This is a genomic window from Neobacillus niacini, from assembly GCF_030817595.1.
In the GTDB taxonomy this organism is placed as follows: Bacteria; Bacillota; Bacilli; order Bacillales; family Cytobacillaceae; genus Neobacillus; species Neobacillus niacini_G.
In genome coordinates this window covers 3,166,113-3,189,900 of the sequence record NZ_JAUSZN010000001.1, presented here as the reverse complement: position 1 = coordinate 3,189,900, position 23,788 = coordinate 3,166,113, and the positions used below count along the sequence as shown (strand labels likewise).

At 38.3% G+C, this 23,788-nt stretch carries 19 protein-coding genes; 10 read left to right on the top strand and 9 right to left on the bottom strand.

What is annotated here, in order from left to right:
* Positions 1-24 precede the first annotated feature (24 nt).
* Complete coding sequence (locus QFZ31_RS15220) at positions 25-1,287, bottom strand: HAMP domain-containing sensor histidine kinase (protein ID WP_307304067.1); 1,263 nt, start codon at positions 1,285-1,287, stop codon at positions 25-27.
* A gap of 157 nt (positions 1,288-1,444) precedes the next feature.
* A complete protein-coding gene (locus QFZ31_RS15215; RefSeq protein ID WP_307304065.1) occupies positions 1,445-2,596 on the bottom strand; it encodes a GGDEF domain-containing protein in 1,152 nt (383 codons plus the stop codon).
* Between the two features lie 150 nt (positions 2,597-2,746).
* Here QFZ31_RS15215 and QFZ31_RS15210 point away from each other — a divergent pair, with 150 nt between their 5' ends.
* Positions 2,747-3,748 carry a DoxX family protein gene (locus QFZ31_RS15210; protein ID WP_307304063.1) on the top strand — a complete coding sequence of 334 codons (1,002 nt, stop codon included), beginning with the start codon at positions 2,747-2,749 and terminating at the stop codon, positions 3,746-3,748.
* 37 nt (positions 3,749-3,785) lie between these two features.
* Here the strand turns inward: QFZ31_RS15210 and QFZ31_RS15205 are convergent, their stop codons facing one another.
* From QFZ31_RS15205 to QFZ31_RS15185, 5 genes are all read right to left on the bottom strand, one after another.
* Positions 3,786-3,953 carry a hypothetical protein gene (locus QFZ31_RS15205; protein WP_307304061.1) on the bottom strand — a complete coding sequence of 56 codons (168 nt, stop codon included), beginning with the start codon at positions 3,951-3,953 and terminating at the stop codon, positions 3,786-3,788.
* A gap of 109 nt (positions 3,954-4,062) precedes the next feature.
* A complete protein-coding gene (locus tag QFZ31_RS15200) occupies positions 4,063-5,307 on the bottom strand; it encodes an NAD(P)/FAD-dependent oxidoreductase (RefSeq protein WP_307304060.1) in 1,245 nt (414 codons plus the stop codon).
* Positions 5,304-5,636, bottom strand: coding sequence for a (2Fe-2S)-binding protein (locus tag QFZ31_RS15195; RefSeq protein ID WP_307304059.1), 333 nt, complete (start codon positions 5,634-5,636; stop codon positions 5,304-5,306). Before QFZ31_RS15195 ends, QFZ31_RS15200 begins: the two co-directional genes overlap by 4 nt.
* Entirely contained in the window at positions 5,633-5,905 is a 273-nt protein-coding gene (locus QFZ31_RS15190; protein ID WP_063253670.1) for a (2Fe-2S)-binding protein, read from the bottom strand. The genes QFZ31_RS15195 and QFZ31_RS15190 overlap by 4 nt, the downstream gene beginning before the upstream one ends.
* A gap of 75 nt (positions 5,906-5,980) precedes the next feature.
* On the bottom strand, positions 5,981-7,651 hold the full coding sequence (locus tag QFZ31_RS15185; protein WP_307304057.1) for a sigma-54 interaction domain-containing protein: 1,671 nt from the start codon (positions 7,649-7,651) through the stop codon (positions 5,981-5,983).
* 169 nt (positions 7,652-7,820) lie between these two features.
* Between QFZ31_RS15185 and QFZ31_RS15180 the strand changes: the two genes are divergently transcribed.
* The 7 genes from QFZ31_RS15180 (at position 7,821) to QFZ31_RS15150 (ending at position 16,239) form a co-directional block, all read left to right on the top strand.
* Positions 7,821-8,993, top strand: a complete 1,173-nt coding sequence (locus tag QFZ31_RS15180; protein WP_307304056.1) for an NAD(P)/FAD-dependent oxidoreductase — start codon at positions 7,821-7,823, stop codon at positions 8,991-8,993.
* The gene (locus QFZ31_RS15175; protein ID WP_307304054.1) at positions 8,990-10,030 is read left to right on the top strand and encodes a proline racemase family protein; all 1,041 of its coding nucleotides are present in this window, start codon (positions 8,990-8,992) and stop codon (positions 10,028-10,030) included. Before QFZ31_RS15180 ends, QFZ31_RS15175 begins: the two co-directional genes overlap by 4 nt.
* Complete coding sequence (locus QFZ31_RS15170) at positions 10,027-10,968, top strand: proline racemase family protein (protein WP_307304052.1); 942 nt, start codon at positions 10,027-10,029, stop codon at positions 10,966-10,968. Before QFZ31_RS15175 ends, QFZ31_RS15170 begins: the two co-directional genes overlap by 4 nt.
* Before the next feature lie 59 nt (positions 10,969-11,027).
* On the top strand, positions 11,028-11,924 hold the full coding sequence (gene dapA / locus QFZ31_RS15165; protein ID WP_307304050.1) for a 4-hydroxy-tetrahydrodipicolinate synthase: 897 nt from the start codon (positions 11,028-11,030) through the stop codon (positions 11,922-11,924).
* A gap of 50 nt (positions 11,925-11,974) precedes the next feature.
* Complete coding sequence (locus QFZ31_RS15160) at positions 11,975-13,459, top strand: aldehyde dehydrogenase family protein (RefSeq protein WP_307304048.1); 1,485 nt, start codon at positions 11,975-11,977, stop codon at positions 13,457-13,459.
* A gap of 173 nt (positions 13,460-13,632) precedes the next feature.
* Complete coding sequence (locus QFZ31_RS15155; protein ID WP_307304046.1) at positions 13,633-15,108, top strand: alanine/glycine:cation symporter family protein; 1,476 nt, start codon at positions 13,633-13,635, stop codon at positions 15,106-15,108.
* A 69-nt stretch (positions 15,109-15,177) separates the two neighbouring features.
* On the top strand, positions 15,178-16,239 hold the full coding sequence (locus tag QFZ31_RS15150) for a M24 family metallopeptidase (protein ID WP_307304044.1): 1,062 nt from the start codon (positions 15,178-15,180) through the stop codon (positions 16,237-16,239).
* Positions 16,240-16,347: 108 nt separating this feature from the next.
* Here the strand turns inward: QFZ31_RS15150 and QFZ31_RS15145 are convergent, their stop codons facing one another.
* Positions 16,348-18,636 (bottom strand): beta-L-arabinofuranosidase domain-containing protein, encoded by a 2,289-nt coding sequence (locus QFZ31_RS15145; protein ID WP_307304042.1) that lies wholly within the window; start codon positions 18,634-18,636, stop codon positions 16,348-16,350.
* Between the two features lie 336 nt (positions 18,637-18,972).
* The gene (locus tag QFZ31_RS15140; RefSeq protein WP_307304040.1) at positions 18,973-19,869 is read right to left on the bottom strand and encodes an AraC family transcriptional regulator; all 897 of its coding nucleotides are present in this window, start codon (positions 19,867-19,869) and stop codon (positions 18,973-18,975) included.
* A gap of 332 nt (positions 19,870-20,201) precedes the next feature.
* On the opposite strand from QFZ31_RS15140, the gene QFZ31_RS15135 reads away from it, so the two are divergent.
* Positions 20,202-22,151, top strand: a complete 1,950-nt coding sequence (locus QFZ31_RS15135) for a glycoside hydrolase family 127 protein (protein ID WP_307304038.1) — start codon at positions 20,202-20,204, stop codon at positions 22,149-22,151.
* Positions 22,152-22,392: 241 nt separating this feature from the next.
* On the top strand, positions 22,393-23,781 hold the full coding sequence (locus QFZ31_RS15130) for an ABC transporter substrate-binding protein (RefSeq protein WP_307304036.1): 1,389 nt from the start codon (positions 22,393-22,395) through the stop codon (positions 23,779-23,781).
* Positions 23,782-23,788 lie beyond the last annotated feature (7 nt).

Sequence of the window (23,788 nt, the reverse complement as noted above, 5' to 3'; positions counted from 1 at the left end):
GCCTGTCGATTTTTTCTTTATACGTCAATTTTCACTCTTCTGGATCAAGGTAATAGTAGGAAATTTAATATAGAATGTAGTGCCAGCGCCGAGTTCACTTTCCACTTTGATAAGACCATGCATAGCACGTACAATACTATAAACTACCATCATTCCAAGCCCAGTTCCGTTCTTACCTTTTGTAGAATAATAGGGTTCACCAAGTCGTTCAAGTTGTTCGGAAGTCATCCCTATACCTGTATCTTTGATACAAATCGTAACATAATCTTGACTAAAATTAGTTTCAATATATAGCTGACCGCCATTTGGCATTGCCTCTACAGCATTTTTGAGGATATTAATAAAGCATTGACGGAAGCGTTGTCTATCACCTTTAATAAATCCAATCACTGAAAAATCAGTAATAATTTCCACTGAATTTTGGTTAGCCATCGGAGTGACGATGTTAATGATTTGTTTTAGTTCATTTTTGACATTAAGCTCTTCGATGGATGCTAAGGATGGCTTGGCAAATGTTAAATAATCCTGAATGACTCGCTCGGCAGATTGAAGTTCATCTTTTACAATCGAGAGATATTCTCTGCGTTTATGTCTTGGAAGATAGTCATCGTTTAGCAATTGAACAAACCCGCTTGCAGCAGTCAGTGGATTCCGAATTTCATGGGAAATGGCTGCACCCATTTGTTCAACAGCTTTTAGTTTTTCTACTTTGATTAATTGAAGTCTTAATTCTACACTTTTTTTGATATATTCGATTGAATAAGCAATAAGACCAATACCTAGCGGGGGGATCACAAAGAACGCAAGTAAAACATCATACCATGGGCTGCCTGTATACCTAATTAATTCTCCCCAAGTCGTAAGGATTCCAAGTATGATTCCTAAAAAAATAGCTACTGATATTCGACGATTAGAAGATTGTTTCCAAAACCAAGGTGTCAGTCGGAAAAAAGTTATCGCAAGCGGGACGTAAAGAAGGATTGTTGCAAGCAAACCTGTGTCCAAGCCATAAAAGCTTCTAATGATTATCATGGCAACAACAATAATCAGACCGATTCCGAGATATAATCCGCCAATGACAATTGGAATGATTCTTAAATCATATCGTGCATAGGGAACGGGATTATAGGAGAACTGGATACAAATCCATAAAACTAGGACAGAAATAATAATCATAGTGGTTTTTGATAATGTAATTTTTCTGCTGCGGTCCAGCCAAATTAAGCAAAAGAGGAGCAATATTATTAAAATGGAAAGATTTAAGAATAGGTGTTTAGTAATTTCCATCTATTTTTCACCGTCCCAAGGGCTTATAAGGAAAATTTTACATTTAACTTAGTCCTTTTACAACTAAATTTACTAATTATTTCGAATAAACACATGAAAAGAGAAGGATATTGTAGAATTATGTATAAAACATAAGGGAGAATCCTTCCGTTTATATTTATGGAGTTGAAATGGTATTTCTTCCTTTTGTTTTCGAGGTATACAAACAAGTATCCGCTAAATGGATTAAATCCTTTGGCTGAGTTTCCGAGCTCGGTATGATGGTGGCAATGCCAATACTGATGGTAATAATATCAGATATTTCTGAGTTGCGATGGGCAATTTTAAGTGATTGCACCTTCTTTTGAATCAATTCAGTGATAGCGATGCCCACATCCAACTTCGTTTTCGTGAAGATAATGGCAAATTCCTCACCGCCATATCGACAAAATGTGCTATATGGGATATTAGCAATAAGGTCTTTTAGTGCAGATGTTATGATTTGCAGGCATTGGTCTCCAGCGAGGTGACCGTATGTATCGTTGTACTTCTTAAAATAATCGATATCAAACATTAGAAGAGTTAGTGGTGAATTCGTTTTTTGCAGGTTAGACCATTCCTTGTTAAGAACTTCATCAAAATGTCTTCTATTTCCAATGCCTGTTAGGCCATCCAAATAAGATAATCGATTAAGAAACTCATTTGCTTTATTTAATTTCTGTTCACTTTCCTGTAATTTTATTAGGCTATGATTTAATTCTCTTACGGCTGCATTTGAATTGGCGATGTAAATCGATAAATGATAAGCGAAAAATCCGCCTATTAAAGAAATAATATAATGCAGCATTAAAACATATAAAAGCGTCTTTATATCTTCAATATAAAGGGCAAAGACGATCGAAATAAAAAATAAACCAATCAGGTTCATATAAAAGGCCTTTAAGGTTGGAGGAATGTTAAACTTAGAAAATCCACCACACACTAAACCTGTTAGGAATGCACTCATAGCTGCAACAATGGCAGTGTCAGTCAAACCAAAGAGAACAACTCTTCCAATAGCAATTAATCCAGAAGCAATGATTGCAGGTACCCATCCTCCAAAAGCAGCTGCAATTACGATTGCAAGATGACGCAAATCGGCAATGGTAGTGGGGTTAATTTGAAAACTAAATAACATTAAGATATTTCCTAAAATACCATAACAGATTCCCCAATAAATTTTTGTCCTATATGTAGAGGAATGATGTAATGGGTTGTTCTTTAAAATTTTCCCCATCACTGTAAACGAAGCAATCAGTATCGTTACATTTGAAAAAAAGTCTTTTAACATTCATGTTCTCCTAATAATTTTGAGCCATCAACTTATTATAGAAGAAAAATATTCTTCTGTGAATGAACATGTGTATATATTTCTTAGAAAAGAATATTTGTGCAGTCATCCGAAAACGATATAGAGGAGTACGCTTTTTGGGAGGTCCTAATGAAAAATAAAGCTATGATCTTCATATTGTTGATTTTTATTATTATTTGTTCGCCTTTTTTAACTGATGCACATGTAAAGTGGTTTACAGAAGTTACTCCGGAAAAGGAAGAAATAGAACACATCTTATCGCCGATGTTTATGACCATTACCGTTTTGGTCGCCGCCCTGCTAGCTGTATTGACGCAGCTTTTGCCAGTGCTTGATAAAATCCCGCTCACCAAAAAAATTGATAAAGTTTTGGACAAATACCGGAAATCTTCTCGATACATTTTAAAATATGGAACGGCACTTGCCTTAATTATTCAGGTTTTAGCAGGAACTATTTTTGCGCCCGAATTTGCTATCGCGAACCAAATGATACGGATTTTAATGTGGATAACCATCATCCTGTTATTGATTCCGTATCATTATGCCACAAAAGCTGGTGCCCTTATCTTGCTGGGCTTATTTATATACCAATTAACCCGTTCAGGTTTATTTCATATGCTTGATTATGGCTTTTATCTAGCGATTATTGGTGTATTATTAGTGGGAAAAACGAAACTAGAAGATTGGGGATTTCCTTTCCTATATTTAGGGACCGGATTGTCCTTGTGCTGGGTGGCCGTTGAGAAATGGGTCTACCCTGCAATGAGTATGGATATTATTCATCAGCATGGTGTCCCTACGTTTGGTTTTCCTCCAGCGACGTTTGTAGTACTTGCAGCATTTATCGAATTTGTTGTTGGTTATTTGCTGATTGTGGGAATCCTAAATCGTCTTTTAGCATTTGTGCTCACGTTGATATTTATTTCGACGACTATGTTGTTTGGTGTAACTGAAATTATCGGACACCTTATGATTCATATCGTCTTAATTATCTTCATCATAGAGGGAGTATCGTTTTATGACCCGCCCATTAACATCCATAGAACGAAAATTTCTCAAATGGTATTTGTATTTTTGAATTTTGTCTTTACATTGGCAACCTTCCTTTTGATTTATTATCGTTTTGCATAGAAATGAAAAAGCTTCCTCTTGAAGGAAGCTTTCCTTATTAATAAGCCTTGGCGATTGGAGTTTTTATCATTTTTTTAGCTGCTTGGATTGCTTCTTCTTTTACTTTTGAAACAATACCTGGTACTTTCAATGGATAAAGGTCTAAAGCCTCTGCAATAATGGTGTCCATTACCTCAATGCCAAGGAAGTTAAGGGTAATTCTCAAATAATGATCTCCACACTCTAGCTCTTTCATGGGTGTCCTAGTGTATAGGCCGCCGTGGGTATTAATATGGATTAGTGGCACTAATTTGGGGCTGATTCTTATAAGTTGACTATACTATTTTTTCGTGTGAATAATCCTTATCCGGTGGCGCGAACTTTGTTTCCCAAATTTCCTTCATTTTGCTTCTGCCTTTGTCAATTTCAGGATTAAATTGTATCGTTGCCTGTTCTCTCACTGAACGAACCTGTTGGGCTGCCTGTTGAAGCTGTTGGTCGATGGTGCTTGAAACTTTACCGGCATGGTTGGCGATGGCTATTCCTGCAATGGTTCCTTGGGCCATGGAGATTTTCCCGCTTTCGATACCAGTGATATTCCCAGCTACAAAAAGTCCTCCGAGTGGGGTTTCCATCGTTTCCGAGTGGCAGGGAACATGCCCACCCAGTTCAGGAATATACTCGAAAGGACATCCTGCAACAGCAGCCAGCTCTGCAAGCGGATATAATCCTCCGGCAATGCAAACAAAATCAGCCTCGTAAATGACTTCTGTTCCTGGTATCACTTGACCGGCTGCATCCGTATTAGCCACTTTAACACCCTCAACCTGATCTTTCCCAACAATCTCAACTGCTGCCATCCGCAGTTGAAGCGGCGTGCCATTAACCTTTATTCCACTTTTAGGATAAAAGTGAATGGCCATTTTTCTGAGCCAATTATTTTTCATAAAATGGCTCCCGAACCGCATCAGCGGGGATGGTGCAAGATGGGCTGCATGTAATAGTGTCTTCAACACCTCTTCCGGTTCCCCAGCTTTCCCGCTAATCGAATTTTTTTCAGGAAGGATAATCCGGTCGACCTTTATACCAGCCAGTTGCAGCTCATTTAAAATCGCAAAAGATAAAATATTAGCCCCGATAATAATCCCCTTTTTCCCAACTTGTACTCGATGAACATTTGTCATTACCTGTGCGGCCCCAATTGACATCACCCCGGGAAGCGTCCAGCCAGGAACAGGTACTGGATATTCTGCTGCGCCAGTAGCGACCAGCACATACCGAGCAGTAAGGGTCCCGATGTTTGTGTGGACATTCCAGAGGTTTTCATCTTTCTCTAAGTTGTATACCGATACACCACAGCGGATATCCACAGATAAATTATTTGCTTCCAAAAATAGCCGTTCCGATTCTTTAATGCCATTCCACCATTCTCCAGATGGTTCCTGGTGCAACTGTCCAAGTAATCTACCGCCCGGTTTGATAAATTCGTCTAGAACGGTTACGCTCAGGCCGTTGCTTGCAGAAGCAATAGCTCCTGCTAATCCTGCAGGACCAGCCCCAATCACAATCACATCACTCATCCCTGTTCCACCATCCTTTTGACTATATTTGGTAGCTGTTTTCCACTCTCCACGACCATGTCGTTTTCTACAACTGTTAAGCATGCTCGAACGTTTGCCTGTCCATTAACGGTTACCCGGCACTCCATACAGTGGCCGATATTGCAATAAATCCCTCGAGGTGTTCCGCTTTCTTCGTGAACACGCAGCTTTCTTAATCCGTTTGCAAGTAGAGCAGCGGCGATGGTCTCATGTTTAAAGGCTTCATAGGTAGTTCCATCATATTGGAAGGGAATCGTTTTTCGATCTGTTATTTTTCCTAGGATGGGGTGATCTAATATTCTATTCATTGGTTTTCACCTACCGATCCAAAAGTCACAGGTCTAACTGGAGGCTGATATTTTAACAGGATGTCCCCCGCAGAAGCATTTGGAACTGTATTTTCGATGATTTTATCCACCGAAACCCTGCATGTTCTTCCACCACAAAATCCCATACCGGCACGGGTTCTCAATTTTAATTCTCTTGCTGTACACTTATGCTCCTTTGCTGTCGATAGAAGCTCACCATAGGTAACTTCTTCACAACGGCAAATGACCATGTTTTCCATGTTAATCATTAGAATTCCTCCTTCTGAAGTATCTACCTATTTACCATGCAAAAAATGTACCAACTTTTAAGAGAGGGGGTTATGTTAATCCAATCCAAGTCGCTTCAATCGGTTGTATAGTGTTGCCCTTGTGATGCCGAGCCTCCTCGAACACTCTAATTTATTTCCATTTACAATCTTTAATGCTCTTTCAATTACTCTCTTTTCATATTGATCCATTTCTTCCTGGAGGGATAAAATGGTGTGGTTTGTTTCTATATTTTCAATCTCGTCCGGGAGAGTAGGGGTGTTTTGGACTTTATCAGAGGCTGTAAATAGTAAGTACTCTTTCCTGATGACCCCATCTGTCGCAAAAACGACAAGCCGTTCCACCATATTTCGAAGTTCACGAATATTCCCTGGCCATTCATAGCGTAGCATTGTCTGCATTACCTCAGGTGAAAAGTCATGAATTGGCCGCTGATAGTTTTGAGAAAACTCATTTAAATAATGGTGGGTCAGTTCGATAATATCCTCCCGCCTTTCTCTTAATGGAGGGATATAGAGCGTCACAACATTTAACCGGTAATATAAATCTTCACGAAATTTCTCTTGCTTCATTAATTCAAGTAAATCCCGATTAGTTGCGGCAATGACCCGGAAATCGATATTGATTTCTTTTTCGCCCCCAACACGGTAAAATTTCCGTTCCTGAAGCACTCGAAGCAGTTTTACCTGCATTTCTAGCGGCATTTCACCAATTTCATCAAGAAATAATGTTCCACCCTTTGCAAGCTCAATTTTTCCTTTTTTGCCTTTATAATCGGCACCGGAAAAGGCGCCACGTTCATACCCAAATAGTTCACTTTCAAAAAGTGATGCCGGTATTGCCCCACAGTTGATCGTAATAAAAGGGGCATTGGGTTTTTCACTAGCTTCATGAATAGCTTTGGCAAAAACTTCTTTACCGACACCGCTTTCCCCTAAAATCAACACGGTTGATTTAACCGTACATACTTTTCTAGCGATTCCGATCGTTTCCTGAATGGCAGAACTTTTCCCTTTTATAAACCGAAATGAATCGTCGTAATGTTTATACTTTGCCACTTCTTGTTCTAAACGACGAACTTCATTGGACATGTTAAATAACTTTTCATTCAACATGACTTGATTGGTCACATCAGTTTCGGAAGCAACAGCTCCGATAATACGACTTTCAAAGTACACTGGATTGGTATTAATTAATACAAATAAATCGGACCGAGGCTGATGGTACTGTGCGGTAATGCGCTTTCCTTTTTGTAACGTTTGCAAGATTTCTAGTTTGTTTTTGTCAAAAAAATCTGTAATGGGTTTACCGATAATTTCCTGATGTGGAACAGAGAAGATTTTCTCCGCTCCTTTTGTCCAAGTACGGACATATTCATCAGCATCGATCACACTAACGGATGAATCCGTTGTTTGAATAACAGTTTCATAGAATGCTAGCAGCTGCCTATAAATCTTACTGAGGAATTCAATCATTTGACCAGCTGTGATGCAGGCGGATAGCTGCTTGTTTTGGTTAAGAAGAACTACTACTGAATGGTGCTTAAATGCTTGAATGAGAATGTCGATAGAATCATCCTCATTGATGATTTTACAAGGAATCTGTGATGTGTTTTCTGAGGGGGTGTAATAAATCTTTCCATTACACTGTGTTAGGTGTTCAAGAGATGATGCGGGACCCGGGAAGTTGTTCAATACATCTTTGGCAGATTGGATGAAAAAAACCATGAGCTCCTCCTTAAGGTATGTATAAAAATATTTACACTGTATAAATGATTATACACCTTGTGTCAAAAAATTTTAAATATTCCTAATTAATCTAGAAACAGGGGCTATGCTGTTTTGGCATGGTTATTGCATTAAATTAAGTGAGATTTCTTGGAAGGGGGAAGGAATGATGAAACACTGTGACATTCTCGTAGTTGGCGGGGGAATCATTGGTTGTGCTATAGCCTATTATGTATCCAAATCAGGCAGGGATGTCACTGTCATTGAAAAAGGGGAATTTGTCAGCGGCACATCTTCCCGTTGTGATGGAAATATTTTAGCGATTGATAAAGATCCCGGGTTTGATAGTCAAATGTCTTTAGTCAGTCAACGTTTGGTAGACGACTTGAGCATGGAACTTGAACATAAGTTTGAATATCGTGCACCTGGCAGCATCCTCGTTTGTGAGTCCGAGGACGAGATGGTGGCTGCTCAAAAATGGGTTGATCGTCAAAAGGCAGCCGGATTAGCGTTTAGAATGCTGGATCGCGAGGATATACGTCAGGAGTCACCTTTCTTTGCGAATGATTTATTAGGGGGATTAGAGTGTGCAACGGATTCAACCGTTAATCCGTATATGCTTGCATTTGCGTTACTAGAGAAAGCAAAGAAGCAAGGCGTAAAGGCATTTAAGCAAACAGAGGTAAAAGAAATAAAAAGAGAACATGGTATTTTTGTTGTTGAAACAACTAATGGAGTATTTACTGCCAATCATGTCGTGAATGCAGCTGGTGTATGGTCACCTAGAATTGGCGAGATGCTTGATCTTTCTATCCCTATCAAACCAAGAAAAGGCCATATTATCGTGGCATCAAGACAGCAGCATGTCGGCTCCCGAAAAGTAATGGAGTTTGGCTACTTGATTTCAAAGTTTGGCGGGGAGCGCCGGGTAGATCCGTTAACAGAGAAATATGGAGTGGCACTTGTATTCGAACCAACTGAAAGTCAAAACTTCTTAATCGGCAGCAGCCGTGAATTTGTGGGCTTTAATACAAAAGTAAACAATGAAATCATTAAGTGTATTGCCAATCGAGCAATTCGTTTTTATCCCAAAATGGCAGATATGATGGTGATTCGTTCCTACGCAGGATTGCGTCCTTGGACAGAAGATCATCTGCCAATCGTTTCAAGGGTTGAGGGAATTCCAAATTTCTATATTGCTGCTGGTCATGAGGGGGATGGTATTAGTCTTGCTGCTGTAACTGGGAAAGTGGTGGAGGAACTTATTAACGAAAAAGACACTTGCATTCCAACTGAACCGCTTCGTTTTGAGCGTTTTAAAGAAAGGGTGTGTACAATATGAGGGCAGATAAAGTATTTACTACGATTGATACTCACACAGGGGGCAATCCAACACGAACTGTCATTAGCGGTCTTCCAAACCTAATTGGGGAAAACATGTCTGAAAAAATGCTTTACATGAAAAGGGAATATGATTGGATCCGCAAATTATTAATGAATGAACCAAGGGGTCATGATGTCATGTCAGGTGCCTTACTTACTGAGCCGTGTCATCCAGAGGCCGATATCGGGGTCATCTACATTGAAACAGGTGGTTATTTGCCAATGTGCGGACATGATACAATTGGCGTTTGCACAGCCCTCATTGAATCAGGGCTCATTCCTGTTCAAGAGCCTGTTACTTCTTTGAATCTAGATACTCCAGCAGGTCTTGTTAGTGTACAAGTTGCTGTAGAAAACGGAAAAGCGGTGGAAGTTTCTTTTTGCAATATCCCTGCCTTTCTATTAAAAAGTGTTTCGATGGACATAGAAGGAATAGGGAAAGTAGATGCTGACATCGCCTATGGCGGGAATTTCTATGCAATTATTAACGCACAATCAGTCGGCTTAGATTTAACACCGGAAAATGCCTCAACCATAATTGAGAAAGCGATTACAATCAGAAATGCCATTAACGAGAGTACCGATATTGTTCATCCAAGATATCCATTCATTAAAGGATTAACCCATGTTGAATTTTTTACTGACCCAACACATGAAGCGGCGGATGTGAAAAATACAGTGATCGTCCCGCCAGGAGGGATTGACCGCTCGCCGTGTGGTACAGGTACATCTGCAAAGCTTGCTGTTATGTATGCGAAGCAGCAGATTGAAATTGGTGAGGAATTTGTACATGAAAGTATTGTGGGGTCACTTTTCCGTGGGAAGATTATTGAAACAACTAATGTAGAAGGAATTGAGGCAGTAGTGACTAGAATTACCGGTTCTGCTTGGCTAATGGGAATGCATCGATTCTTTTACCACGAGGAAGACCCATTAAAAGAAGGGTTCCTGCTGATTCCCCCGATGAATGAACATGAAATGGAGGACGTAAAGTGAAAATTGAAAAAGCCTATTCTTCCATAGATGTTCACGTTGCCGGAGAGGCCTTTCGAATCATCCGGAATGCACCGCTGGTCCATTATCAAACCTTGGAAGAGCTATATGAACTGTTCCCCCAGGTTTATAAAGAGGAGCAAAATTTATTATTAAATGAACCTCGCGGGTTTGCCGGATTGAATGGCTGTATTGTCGTACCGCCGCTCAATCGAGAGGCTGATGCTGCTGTCGTATTTTTCAATCATTATGGAACAGTCCCTGTCCATTACAGTGGTTTGACTGCTGTGATAACGGCTTTATTAGAATGCGGTGACCTAAAACCTAGAGATACAAGCCGATATAAAATTGAAACCGTGAAGGGCATTGTCTCCATTACAGCGGTAATGAAAGGGGATGAAGTTAATTCCGTTACGATGGAGAGCGGTTTCTGTCAGGTTATTGGGAAAGAGGAATCTTTATCAGCATTAACTGCAAACTATACACTTGTTCAATCTGATCAGACTTATGCCGTCTTTCGGAAACAGGACTTCCCATTGGAAATTCAAATTGAAGAATTAGCAGATTTGCGAAAATGGGGGCAAACAGTTCTGAAAAACTTAAGTCCAGATGTAAAAGGCGCCATATTAGTTGATGAGTCTAGGATTGCTGAGGGGCACATTAAATCTATCACCTTTCGGGATGACTTATTCATAGTCCGATCTCCAGGTTTTGGACCGACACTAGCTGTTTTTACTTGTCTACTTTCATCCGGAGCCATCTCGAAACAGGAGTCATTGGTGAATGAAAGCATTTATGGAAGTCAATTGGAAGTACAGGTTTCAGAACGGAAGGAATCTAGTTATCAATTTACCATGACTAGCCGTGGATTTATTACCGGTATGCAGACATTTATCTTGGATCCGACAGACCCATTAGCGGCTGGATTTTTATTGAAATAATAGGATTTTAATAGAGATAAAATAAAAAAATTTAATGGAAAAAAGAGGAGGAAATTGACATGACAAATATTAGAGGAGCTTTTCCAGTATTAATTACCCCGATGACAAAGGAGCAGGAAATTGATTGGGGCGGTGTAAGGAATAACGTAAACTATTTTGTTGATCAAGGAGTAGCAGGTATTGTCATTAATGGAAGTACAGGTGAATTCGTTAGTTTAACAAAGGAAGAGAAGTATCAAATGGTTGAGGTCGTTATGAAAGAAGTAAACGGTCGTATTCCAGTCATTGTTGGTACTGCGGCGGAAACCACAAAAGAAACAATTGAGAATACGAAACAGGCTGGAGCTCATGGTGCTGACTGTGCACTGATTATTAATTCTTATTACGCGAAACCAAAAGAAGATGAAATCTACTTCCATTTTAATGAGGTGTCCAATGCAGTAAATATCCCTATCATGCTCTACAATAACCCATTCACATCCGGTGTAGATATGAGCACTGAGCTCATGCTTAAAATCGGAAGAGACTGTGAAAATGTTACACATATCAAGGAGTCAAGCGGGGACATCCGTAAGGCAAGGGATTTAGCAAGACAAGCAAAAGGGGATTTTGAAGTATTCTGCGGGTCAGAAGAATTGGTGATGGAATCTTATTTCGTTGGAGCAACGGGATGGATTTCTGTCGCTGGAAATATCGTACCAAAGCTAGTAACAGACATGTACAATCAATTCCAAAAAGGGGAACTTGACCAAGCGTGGGAAATCAACGACCGGATTCTGCCTCTCTGTACGTTCCTTGAAGGTTCCGGAAAATATGTTCAAATTGTTAAGCGGGCAATGGATTTACTTGGTCAAACAGGTGGGCCAGCCCGATATCCGCGTTTAGGTTTAACTCCGGAAGAGGACCAAACGCTCAAAGAAATTTTAAAGAGTTTAAATACTGTGTCTCTTGTTTAAAGGGAGTTTGTTCTAGAAGGATAGTAAAAAAACATTAAGGAGGAAGGTCAATGTTAACAGCCCAACTTGGATTAAAACCGAAAGTGAAAGAGTTTTTAGAAGGTAAAATTGAGCTTTTTATCGAAAGTAAATTTGTTCCGTCCGTCAGCGGCAAAACATTTGAAACCTTGAATCCTGCAACAGAGGAAGTACTTGCAGTTGTGAGCGAAGCGCAGGAAGAAGACATTGATTTAGCTGTTAAAGCGGCAAGGAGAGCTTTTGAATCTGGACCATGGCCAGATATGAGCGCCGCGGAAAGAGCACGGGTTATTTACAAATTTGCTGATTTGATTGAGGAGCATAAAGAAGAACTAGCCCAGCTGGAAGCATTAGACAATGGCAAGCCCTACGCTGTTGCATTGGCAGATGACATTCCGGCTACAGTTGAGCAGTTCCGCTACTATGCTGGCTGGGCAACGAAAATCCTTGGCCAGACTGTGCCGATTTCTAAAGACTATTTGAATTATACAAGGCATGAGCCCATTGGCGTTGTTGGACAAATCATTCCCTGGAATTATCCATTAACGATGGCATCATGGAAAATGGGTGCTGCATTGGCAACAGGCTGCACCATCGTGTTAAAGCCAGCTGAACAAACCCCATTATCCATCCTGTATGCTGCGAAGCTTATTCAGGAAGCAGGTTTTCCACCTGGAGTGGTCAACATCGTTCCAGGAATCGGGGTAACAGCAGGTGCAGCTATCGTCCACCATCCTGATGTAGATAAGGTTGCTTTCACTGGTTCAACCGCTACCGGCAAATATATTATGCGCCAGGCGGCTGAAACGATTAAAAACATTACTCTTGAGCTTGGCGGCAAGTCGCCAAACATTATTTTGGAAGACGCTGATTTAACAGAGGCGATTCCCGGGGCATTTAATGGTATTATGTATAACCATGGACAAAACTGCAGTGCCGGCTCCCGGGTATTTGTCCACAGAAAACACTATGAGCATTTAGTAGAAGAATTGGCGAAAATGGCCAATCAGGTAAAACTGGGATTTGGGATGGATCCAAATACTGAAATGGGTCCTCTCGTATCGGAAAAGCAAATGGAGCGGGTGCTAGGCTATATTGAAAAAGGAATCGAAGAAGGGGCAAGGGTAGCTGCCGGAGGTAAAAAAGCATTTGATAAGGGATATTTCGTCCAGCCAACCGTGTTTGCTGATGTAACGGATGACATGGTGATTGTCAAAGAGGAAATTTTTGGACCAGTGGTTGTTGTATTGCCGTTTGATACAGTGGAAGAAGTCATTGAAAGAGCAAACAATACGCCATATGGCCTTGCTGCTGGCGTTTGGACGAAGGATATTAAAGTGGCACACAAAGTAGCAAACAAGTTAAAAGCAGGAACTGTCTGGATTAATGATTACAATTTAGAGGATCCGGCAGCAGCTTTTGGCGGATATAAACAATCCGGCATCGGACGGGAAATGGGGACCTATGCACTTGATAATTACACAGAAGTCAAAAGCGTCTGGGTAAACATCAAGTAACTATTTTAATAGATATGTTGTGAAAAAAGAAGCAGGCTGTCTCCGGCAGCAGCTTTCTTTTTTCACAATAGGTTGGAAGTACTTAGATAAAACGGATATCTTTATCTAGGGATTTTTGAAAATTCTATATTGTTAGCGCTTACGATTGTATGGATGAAACGGAGGCTGGAAAGATGGAAGAATTCGTTAATTGGCTGGCGGGACTAGTATGGGGGAATGGCCTGGTCATCCTTGCATTAGGTGCAGGCTTAATCTTCACAGTTGCAACGCGGTTTGTGCAAGTTAGGTATTTTAAAGAGATGATTAAATTATTGTTCGAAGGAAAAAGCTCTGAGGAAGGAATTTCCTCATTTCAAGCATTTTGTTTGGCTTTGTCCGGGCGTGTAGGTGTTGGCAATATAGCTGGTGTCGCCACCGCCATTGCTTTCGGGGGTCCAGGAGCGGTTTTTTGGATGTGTGTAATGGCGCTATTAGGAGGCGCAAGTGCTTTTATAGAATCAACACTAGCCCAAGTATACAAAACGAAAGTTGGAAATGAATACCGTGGGGGAACTCCATATTTTATTGAAAAAGGTTTAGGACTTAAGTGGTTTGCTGTTTTGATGGCCGTGGTGGTAACCATCTCTTATGGATTTTTGACACCAGGTGTCCAGGCAAATAATATTGCTGCTGGTATGGAAAATGCTTTTGGTATAAATAAAATAGTCACTGGTATTTTCTTAGTTGTTTTACTTGGTGCGATTATTTTTGGGGGAGTTAAACGAATCGCCAGTGTTTCGCAAACCGTTGTCCCTTTTATGGCAGGAGGATATGTAGTAATGACGTTTGTCATTTTAGCTGCAAATATTAAAGAAATCCCTGAAATGATATCACTTATTATTACTAGTGCATTTGGAGTAAATCAGGCATTTGGAGGAATTGTCGGTGCTGCTATTGCTTGGGGTGTTCGGAGGTCGATTTTTTCAAATGTGGCAGGTGCCGGTGAAGCAACCTATAGTTCGGCAGCGGCTGAAGTATCTCACCCTGCAAAACAAGGATTGGTACAGGCATTTTCTATTTATATTGATACAATTGTCGTTTGTACTGCAACTGCCTTGATGATTCTTGTAACAGGAATGTACAACGTTACACCTGAAGGGAAAGAACCAATTGTTCAACCGCTAGAAAATATTGAAGCAGGCCCTGCTTATACACAGATGGCAGTGGAAACCGTTATACCGGGGTTTGGATCAGCGTTTGTTTCGATTGCCATATTCTTCTTCGCTTTTACCACCTTAATGGCTTATTACTATATTGCCGAAACAACACTTGTTTATTTAAGTGGAAAACAAGATATTCCTTGGCTGAAAACAATCTTAAAAATTGTCTTGCTAATCATGACATTTGTTGGTTGTGTATATTCAGCATCAACAATGTGGGCGCTGGGGGATATAGGATTTGGATCGATGGCGTGGTTAAGTTTTATAGCAATTTTACTATTAATCAAACCGGCTTTAAAAGTATTAAAGGATTATGACATTCAAAAAAGGGCTGGGAAAGATCCGGTGTTTAATCCAATTAAAGCTGGCATAAAAGGTGCTGATTTTTGGGAGGAAAAGTGTATTGAGGTAGAAAAAAAATCTTCTTTAGATAGTAAATCAATTATATAACAACTAGATTTAGAGCTTATGCGTAAATTTTATTTTCCGAGAGACTTATAAAGGAGGGCATGATACTAAATGCAAAATCTAACACAATTAAGGGACCAGTTCGATGAATTAGGGGTTAATGCACTATTAATTACGAATGGCCGGAACCGCAGATATCTAACCGGTTTTACTGGGAGTGCTGGGGTTGCTGTTATTACAAAAACAGAAGCTGCCTTATTTGTGGATTTTCGTTATGTAGAACAAGCCAATTCACAAGTAAAAGATTTTTCGGTCATCCAAATATGTGGAACAGTCTATGAAGAAATATCGAAAATGCTGGATCGATTAGGCATTACCCATTTAGGCTTTGAAGCAGAAGATGTAACCTATCAAATATTTTCACAGTACAATGAGAAAGTAAAGGCTGAAATGGTTCCACTCTCGGGAGTTATTGAAATGCTTAGGATGATTAAAACAAAAGAAGAAATTGAAAAGATAAAAACTGCTGCAAAAATTGCCGATTCTGCATTTACTAGGATATTAGACTTCATACGCCCTGGTGTAACGGAACTTGATGTAGCAAACGAATTAGAATTTTATATGAGGAAATTGGGGGCCACGTCATCGGCATATGATATCATCGTTGCTTCTGGTCAACGCTCTGCACTTCCCCATGGAGTTGCGAGTACAAAGTTAATTGAAACAGGCGACATGGTGACACTTGATTTTGGTGCTTACTATCAAGGGTATCGTTCTGATATGACAAGAACAATCGCAGTAGGCGAACCGAGAGCGGAATTAAAAGAAATATATAATATTGTGTTTGAGGCGCTATCAAATGCCCTTGCATCTATAAAACCAGGTATAACAGGTCAGGAGGCTGATGCATTTACTAGGGATTATATAACAGAGAAGGGCTATGGAGAACAGTATGGACATGGATCTGGACATGGTATAGGATTAGATATTCATGAGGAACCTTTCATGTCTCCGAAGTGTGATATAATTCTAAAACCTGGAATGATTGTTACTGTTGAGCCAGGTATATATATTCCCGACCTAAGCGGTGTGCGAATAGAGGACGATATTTTAATAACTGAATATGGAAATAATATAATTACAAAATCGCCAAAGGAGCTTATTATTTTGTAGTGGGAAAATCGATTTAGTCAATAGAGGGGCAATTTGCCCCTCTATTATTTTTTATTCTTTAGAGCCAACGGACAAAAATCTCTATGTGGAATTTTGGAGTATAAGCCTCTATAAAAGAGTATTTGTTTTTATATAAAGATGGTAGTGCTCATGATTTACTTCCGCTAGTGGAACAAATTTAATTTGTTCTGCCTCATATATAAAATGATTCGTTTCCTCAATTCTTATAAATTTTTTATGAAGATTCTTCTCATTTATTGGTAATTCTAAGTAATTTTCCTTATTTGAGATGGCTGCTAAAATATATGGCCCATAGGCTATAGAAACAATGTTTTTCTTATCGGGTGTAGCTTCAAGTCTCAGGGTCGGAGAAAATTGAATAGATACTTTATCACCTTTTATCCATTGTTTTTCAATTATTAAGTATCCAGTTAGTTCTTTGGCATGATATTCCAATTGATTAACCAAAATTTTCACAGCACCCTTATGCCAATAAGGTAAGCGTATTTTTAACAAATTTTTCGCCAATTTTGTTATATGCAATTCAAAAGATCCTAAAAATGGGTCATGAACTTTTTGCTCTATTTGTATGCCGTTTTCCTTATCGTCAATTTCAGAAGAGACAAACAAATTCACATACAGTGATTCTTCATCTGTAAAGTACAAAGCTTCTGTGTATTTGAAGTGATTTTCTAATCCTGTACCATGACAGCAAGTATTTTCTCTATCAAATTCTTTTCGGCTGCCTGGTCGGGTTGGCATGAAATACGTGCTTGCTCCTTTACATTCATGATCTGTACTTGAAAGGATATGATTGAACATTGTTCTTTCGTAATAATCCATAAATCTTACGTCATTTTCATATTCATAAAGATTTTTTGTTAATTTTAGCATATTATAGGAAGCACAGGTTTCTGCAGTATTGTCGGAAATATTTGTCCCAATTTGTAAAGGCTGTTTAAACATTTCTCCCTCACCAGTTCCACCAATTGAATAAATATGTGCGTTTACCACAGATTTCCAAAAGAAATGAGAGATTTCGTAGTATTTTTTCTCTTTTGTGGTATCGAATATTCTCATTGCACCGATTACCTGCGGAATGTGTTGATTGGCATGTAGTGAACCCAATGCATCAATCTTTTGTTCCATTGGGAAGAATAATCGATCATTGTCAAATAGTTTTGCTGCCTTAATATGTTTTTCCTTTTTGGTATACATATATAATTCAGCTAGTGATTCATTCATTCCACCCAATTCGCCAGCAATATACATGCCCCACATTTTTTTCAATTGTTTGTTTGGTAATACACTTAGACGATTGTATACCCAATCCCCAAGTTTATCGGCAATGGTTAATGCTAAATCAATTTTGACTAAATTGTAACTATCTAATAAGCCGGCAAATATTTTATGCAGTGTATAATAAGGCGCCCAAATTTTGGGGTAACGGGTATACTGTTCCAAAAGATCGAATTGTTCTTCGGAATAGCCACTGAGAAATCCGTATCCATAGTTTCCAGTTGCTTCAAATGCCAACTGAACTTTATTAAGTTCAGAGATCACATAGGTTAGTTTTTCAAATATAGTTTTATTATCCGTTGCAGCATAACATAAGGCGAGTGCAGATAGATAATGCCCTGTAGTGTGACCTCTAAGTAAACTATCTGGTGAATCCCACCCAATCATTTCAGGAGCACCTTTCGTATCCAAACCGGAAGTTTTTCTAAAGTTATATAGCATCTGATCGTCATTAACAGAAAGTAGAAATGCTAAACGCCGGTCCTGAGCCTTCTTGAAAAGTGTGTTCTCTTTTAATCGAACTTTGGTAGTCGAAATACTATTTACTTTAGTGGATTTGTCCTGGTGAATATCAATTTTTCTTTTAATGTTAATTGTTGCTTTTATTTCATAGTCTGTATCAGTTAATCTTCCATAAACAGTTTTTTCACCAATATCATCATATCTTTTTCTCTCTTCTTCGTTCCACGTAATTGAGTGTGCAATTACATCGCCACGTTTTGTTTGAATCGCTACTACTGATGGAAGGTAAAATTCTTCATTTACTTTCTTTTCAAGAACAATTGGAAAAACTTTTTCTAATTGAATTTTGTTTTCTTCTTCTAAAATATTCACTTCATAAATCTTATCCATTGAGAATTCACCATATGAAAAAGTTGCAGTTATTGGAACAATTCGATCACCTTTACCATATTCTGGTCGATGAACTCTGCCTGTACCATCAATCCAGCGATCATCCTTTGAACGCCAAGTAATGTTTGATCCAAATTTTCCTTCAGTCGGAAGTTTTATATCAAATTCTACAGTTTTTAAGTTTCCTAGATATAAAGCTTCAATATCTTTTTCAACAATTTCCCTATCACTTAATACATCTAACATTATTTTTCCTCCATTCATCATTTATAAAACGCTTACATAAAGAGTATACAAAAAAGGGTCATTATTGTCGGTAGTTAAAAAATAAGATTAGGTGGTTTAAATTGACTATATATATTGTAAACTTTCATTTCTTCCTTTGAACGCCATTAATTATGCTTTTTAACCTTTCAATAGATTTTTAGAAAACCCCAATAAAAAAATCAGCGACTATCTGCTGATTTTTTTATTGGGGCATATTTGATGTTAGCAAATTTTCTTTACTTTTCTTTCATGTTTACCCATTTCTTCCTGGAGCAATCGTGTCAATAGAGGGGCAAATTGCCCCTCTATTATTTTTTATTCTTTATTTAAATGTGTCCGGTAGTAAGCTTTACGAAATTCTGTAGGGGTCAATTTTTCGTATTTCTTAAATAGCTTCATAAAGTATTTCTCATCAGAAATTCCAACTGCATGGGCAATCGATTTAATACCTATGTTTGTAGAAGACAACATGTCTTTTGCTTTAGATATTTTGAGCATGTGAATATATTCTTGGATATTTATACCATGCTTTTGCTTGAAAACACGAGATAAATAGTCTGGATTATAATTAAACTGTTCAGCAATAGAAGCAACTGAAATAGTATCCATTGCATGTATACGTAGCCATTCAACAATTTTAACTAGATTTTTATCAGCTTTTGTTTTTTCTTTTGTTGTTTGGAAATTGGAAAGGGATTGTTCTGATATTTCAATTAACAGGGACGTTACTAAATAATCAACACTTCGTTTGTTATAGTAGTTTGCATTAGCTACATCTTGTAATTGATTAAATAGTATATTGATTCTCTCAATTCTTTGAGGAATTGAATAGATTGGTATAAATATATGTGAGTTCAATCTATCATAATCAGGATTAGAACGAAATGCTATTACCTCTTCCTCCATAGTCTTATCATCAATCAATGAAAAATTATCACTACAATAAAAATGACACCAGTAAAATGATACTCCAGGATTACACAGCTTATAACCTTCATGGGTGTGTAAAGATAATACCAGAAGGATATCCCCAGGTTTTACTTCATATTGAATGTCATCTTGCTTAATGTAAAGTGTTTCTTTTACACCAATAATTATTTCGAAACTTTTAAGGTTACGTTTAGTGTGTATCCAAGGTTCACTTGAAACAAATTGTCCGCAAGAAATAAATTCAATAGGAGTATTTACATCTGATTTCAGAAATTGTCTCAACATATTTCACCCTTACTGTTTAGGAATTTACTATTTTACATCCTCTTCATTTCTTTTTTAAAAAGTCGATTTTGTACACCTAATGTTATTGTTGGACTACTGACAATATTAGTTTCTAAATGCTATCATTTTAACTAATCAAACTATTAGAAAAATTCTAATATTAATTGATTACAAGATGTTAGATAATTAAATACTATTTTATCAGAAATGTAGAAAACCCCGCTAACAAATTACCTAGGAGGTGTTACAAATTTACATTAAAATTTGAAAGCGTGTTCATGTTATTGAAATTTTAAGTAAATCAAGAAAATTGAAGGGGGAAGAACTTTTTGAAAGATACTGAAATTAGAAAGCTTGAAAATGTTAAAATTACAGATAGTTTTTGGAGAAGTCGTATGGATGTGATCCGTGATGAGGTTATCCCTTATCAGTGGGAGGCTTTAAATGATCGTATTCCAGATGCTCCTGCAAGCCACGCAATGGAGAACTTTAAAATTGCAGCTGGTGAATCTACCGGTGAATTTTACGGTTTTGTGTTTCAGGACAGTGATGTGGCAAAATGGTTAGAAGCTACAGCATATAGCTTAGAAACAGATCCGAATCCTGATTTAGAAAAAACAGCTGATGAAGTCATTGATTTAATTGGAAGAGCACAACAAAAAAATGGCTACTTGAATACGTTTTTTTCGGTAAAAGAACCGGATGGGAAATGGAGCAATCTTCGCGACCAACATGAAATGTACTGCGCAGGACATATGATTGAAGCCGCTGTTGCCTATTACCAAGTTACTGGAAAACGAAAACTGCTAGATATAATGTGCCGTTTTGTTGATCATATCGATTCCGTATTCGGTAAAGAAGAAAATAAGATAAGGGGCTATGATGGCCACCAAGAAATAGAATTAGCATTAGTTAAATTGTATCAGGTAACAGGAAATGAACGTTATTTAAGCCTTAGTAAACTCTTTATTGATGAGCGTGGTCAGCAGCCTCACTTTTTCGATTTAGAAAAGGAAGCAAGACATGACGATAAAAAATTCTGGTGGGATGACGCAGAGTTCGGTCCATATAGCTATCATCAAGCACATTTACCAGTTCGAGAACAAAAAGAAGCGGTTGGGCATGCAGTAAGAGCCATGTATATGTATACGGCGATGGCCGATCTGGCGAAAGAAACAGGAGACGAATCTTTAAAGGAAGCAACTGAAACGTTGTGGGAAAATGTAACACAAAAGCAAATGTATATTACTGGTGGAGTAGGATCCCAAGTCTTTGGGGAAGCATTTTCTTTTGATTATGATCTCCCAAATGATACGTGCTATACCGAGACTTGTGCATCTATTGGATTAGTCTTTTGGGCAAATCGAATGTTGAATCTTGAAAAAAATAGTAAATATGCGGATGTAATGGAGCGGGCTTTATATAACGGGACAATCAGCGGAATGGATTTAAGTGGAAAGAAGTTCTTTTATGTTAATCCATTAGAAGTGCATCCGAAATCAAGTGAAAAACGCCATGATAAAGGACATGTAAAGCCAATAAGACAAAAATGGTACAGCTGCGCATGCTGCCCACCAAATCTTGCTCGATTAATTGCATCAATTGGACGTTACATTTATTCAGTTAACCAAAATGAAGTTTTTGTTCACCTGTATATGGGTAATGAATCAGAACTAAATATTGATGGACAGAATGTGCAATTGGTTCAAGAAACCAAATATCCTTGGGATGGACAGGTGAAGATCACGCTTTCTCCAGAAAAGTCTAGCGAATTTACAATCGCAGTCCGAATTCCGGGATGGTGCCAAGGTGCCGTATTAAAAGTGAATGATCAATTTATTGAAGTGAATACCTGCCTAAAGAATGGCTATGCATATCTAACACGCCCTTGGGAAAAAGGTGATGAAATTGAACTTCATTTTCCAATGCCGGTTGAACGAATTCGTGCGAATCCGAATGTGCGTGAAAATGCTGGGAAGGTCGCATTACAGCGTGGACCTGTTGTGTACTGTTTAGAGGAAGCTGACAATGGTGCAAATTTACCGAGCATTTCCTTACCAAAAAATTCAAAACTCCAAGCAACCTTTGAAGAAAATTTGCTGGATGGAGTCTGTGTGGTAACAGCCCATGCAGAGCAAGTTGACGAAACTGCATGGAATGGAGAGCTCTATAAACCTATTGAACGTAGGACGAAACCAATTTCAATTAAAGCTGTTCCATATTTTTCATGGTGTAATCGAGAACCTGGTGAAATGCTTGTATGGATAACTGAAAAATAAAAATTTAGAAGCTTATGTATAGTTCTTTTCTGATATAATTTTTTAATTCAATCACTACCCAACAACTTATTTTTAAATAAGTCAGTTTAATACACCCTCAAGCAAAAACCTACAAGAAATTCTGTATTTCAATTAATCTAGCAACTAGAAAAATAAGTTGTTTCAAACCTTCTATTTCTTGACATCCTCGAAATCACATAAAATTGGTTGGAGTAAAAAAATGAGATAAGGATGTGGAAAAATGACAAAAAGTAAGTCTTATCTTGCAATTTCTTTGGTACTAATTTTGATTGCTGGATTGTTATCCGGTTGTTTTGGCGGCAATAGCGCAGCTGGAACGGATGAAGAGAGCGGCGGTAATAGTGATGCTGTCCAATTGAAGTTTACTTATTGGGGAGGTCCGCTGGAGAAAGACTCCATTGAAGCTTTATTGAAAGCGTTTAACGACTCCCATCCAAACATTCAAGTGAAAGGACAACAAGTCCAGGGGAGCTATATTGAAAAAATGACAACAATGGCATCTTCTAAAACGCTGCCTGATATAGGTTATTTCCCAGAGGGAAGTTTGCCGCCTTGGCTTGAAAGCGGCGCAATTAAAGACTTAAAACCTTTATTTGATTCAGGTGAAATCGGAAACAAATTAAAATATTCCATTTTTCAATATGAAGAAAATGGGCCGATTGCAGGATCCAGTGTAGCCAATGAAGTAACCAATATTTATTACAACAAAGATTTATTTGATGAGGCAGGGGTCGAATATCCACCAACAAAAGCCGAAGAAGCTTGGACATGGGACGAATTTGTGGAAGTAGCTAAAAAATTGACGGTCGACCGAAACGGCAAACATCCTGATGAAGATGGATTTGATTCAAAAAATATTAAAACTTATGGAGTTAATAACTTTACCTACCATTATGAGACAATCCTTTTTAGTAACGATGGAGGAGTTGTTTCTGAAGATGGGAAGGATATTATTCTTGACGAGCCTGAAACAATCGAAGCATTACAGAAAATGCAGGATTTAATGTATGTTCATCATGTAATGCCAACACCAGCTAACCTATCTACGATTCCTAATGTTGATACTGCACTTCTTACAAAGCGGGTAGCCATGAATATTGATGGTCATTGGGCATTGCAAGAGCTTGGTAAGGCTAAAAAGGAAAAAAATCTAAAGTTAGGAATTGGTGTATTACCTAAAATGAAAAAGGCTGTAACAACAAGTTATGGAACGCCAATTGTTGTGTTCAATAATGACAACACAAAAGAAAATTGGGATGAAACAAAAGAATTTTTAAAATTCATTATGAATCCTAAGAATAGCTTACCGTTAATTAATGGCGGTTTATGGATGCCAAATGAAGAAAGTTGGTATACGGATCCGGAATTAATTAAGGAGTGGACCGATACTGAAATTCATCCAAAGGAATTTAAAGAAGCAGTTATCGATTGGGCTATGACAAATGTTCGCCAAAATCCAAACTATTACTGGGGGGACCGTTCTGAGGCAAGTCAGATTATTTCTCCAGGATTAGATCAAATTTGGACGAATAAAAAGAGTGCGGGAGAAGTTGTGAATGATGTCATCATGCCAAAATTAAAACAAAAGTTTGGCGATAAATACCAATAAGTGATAC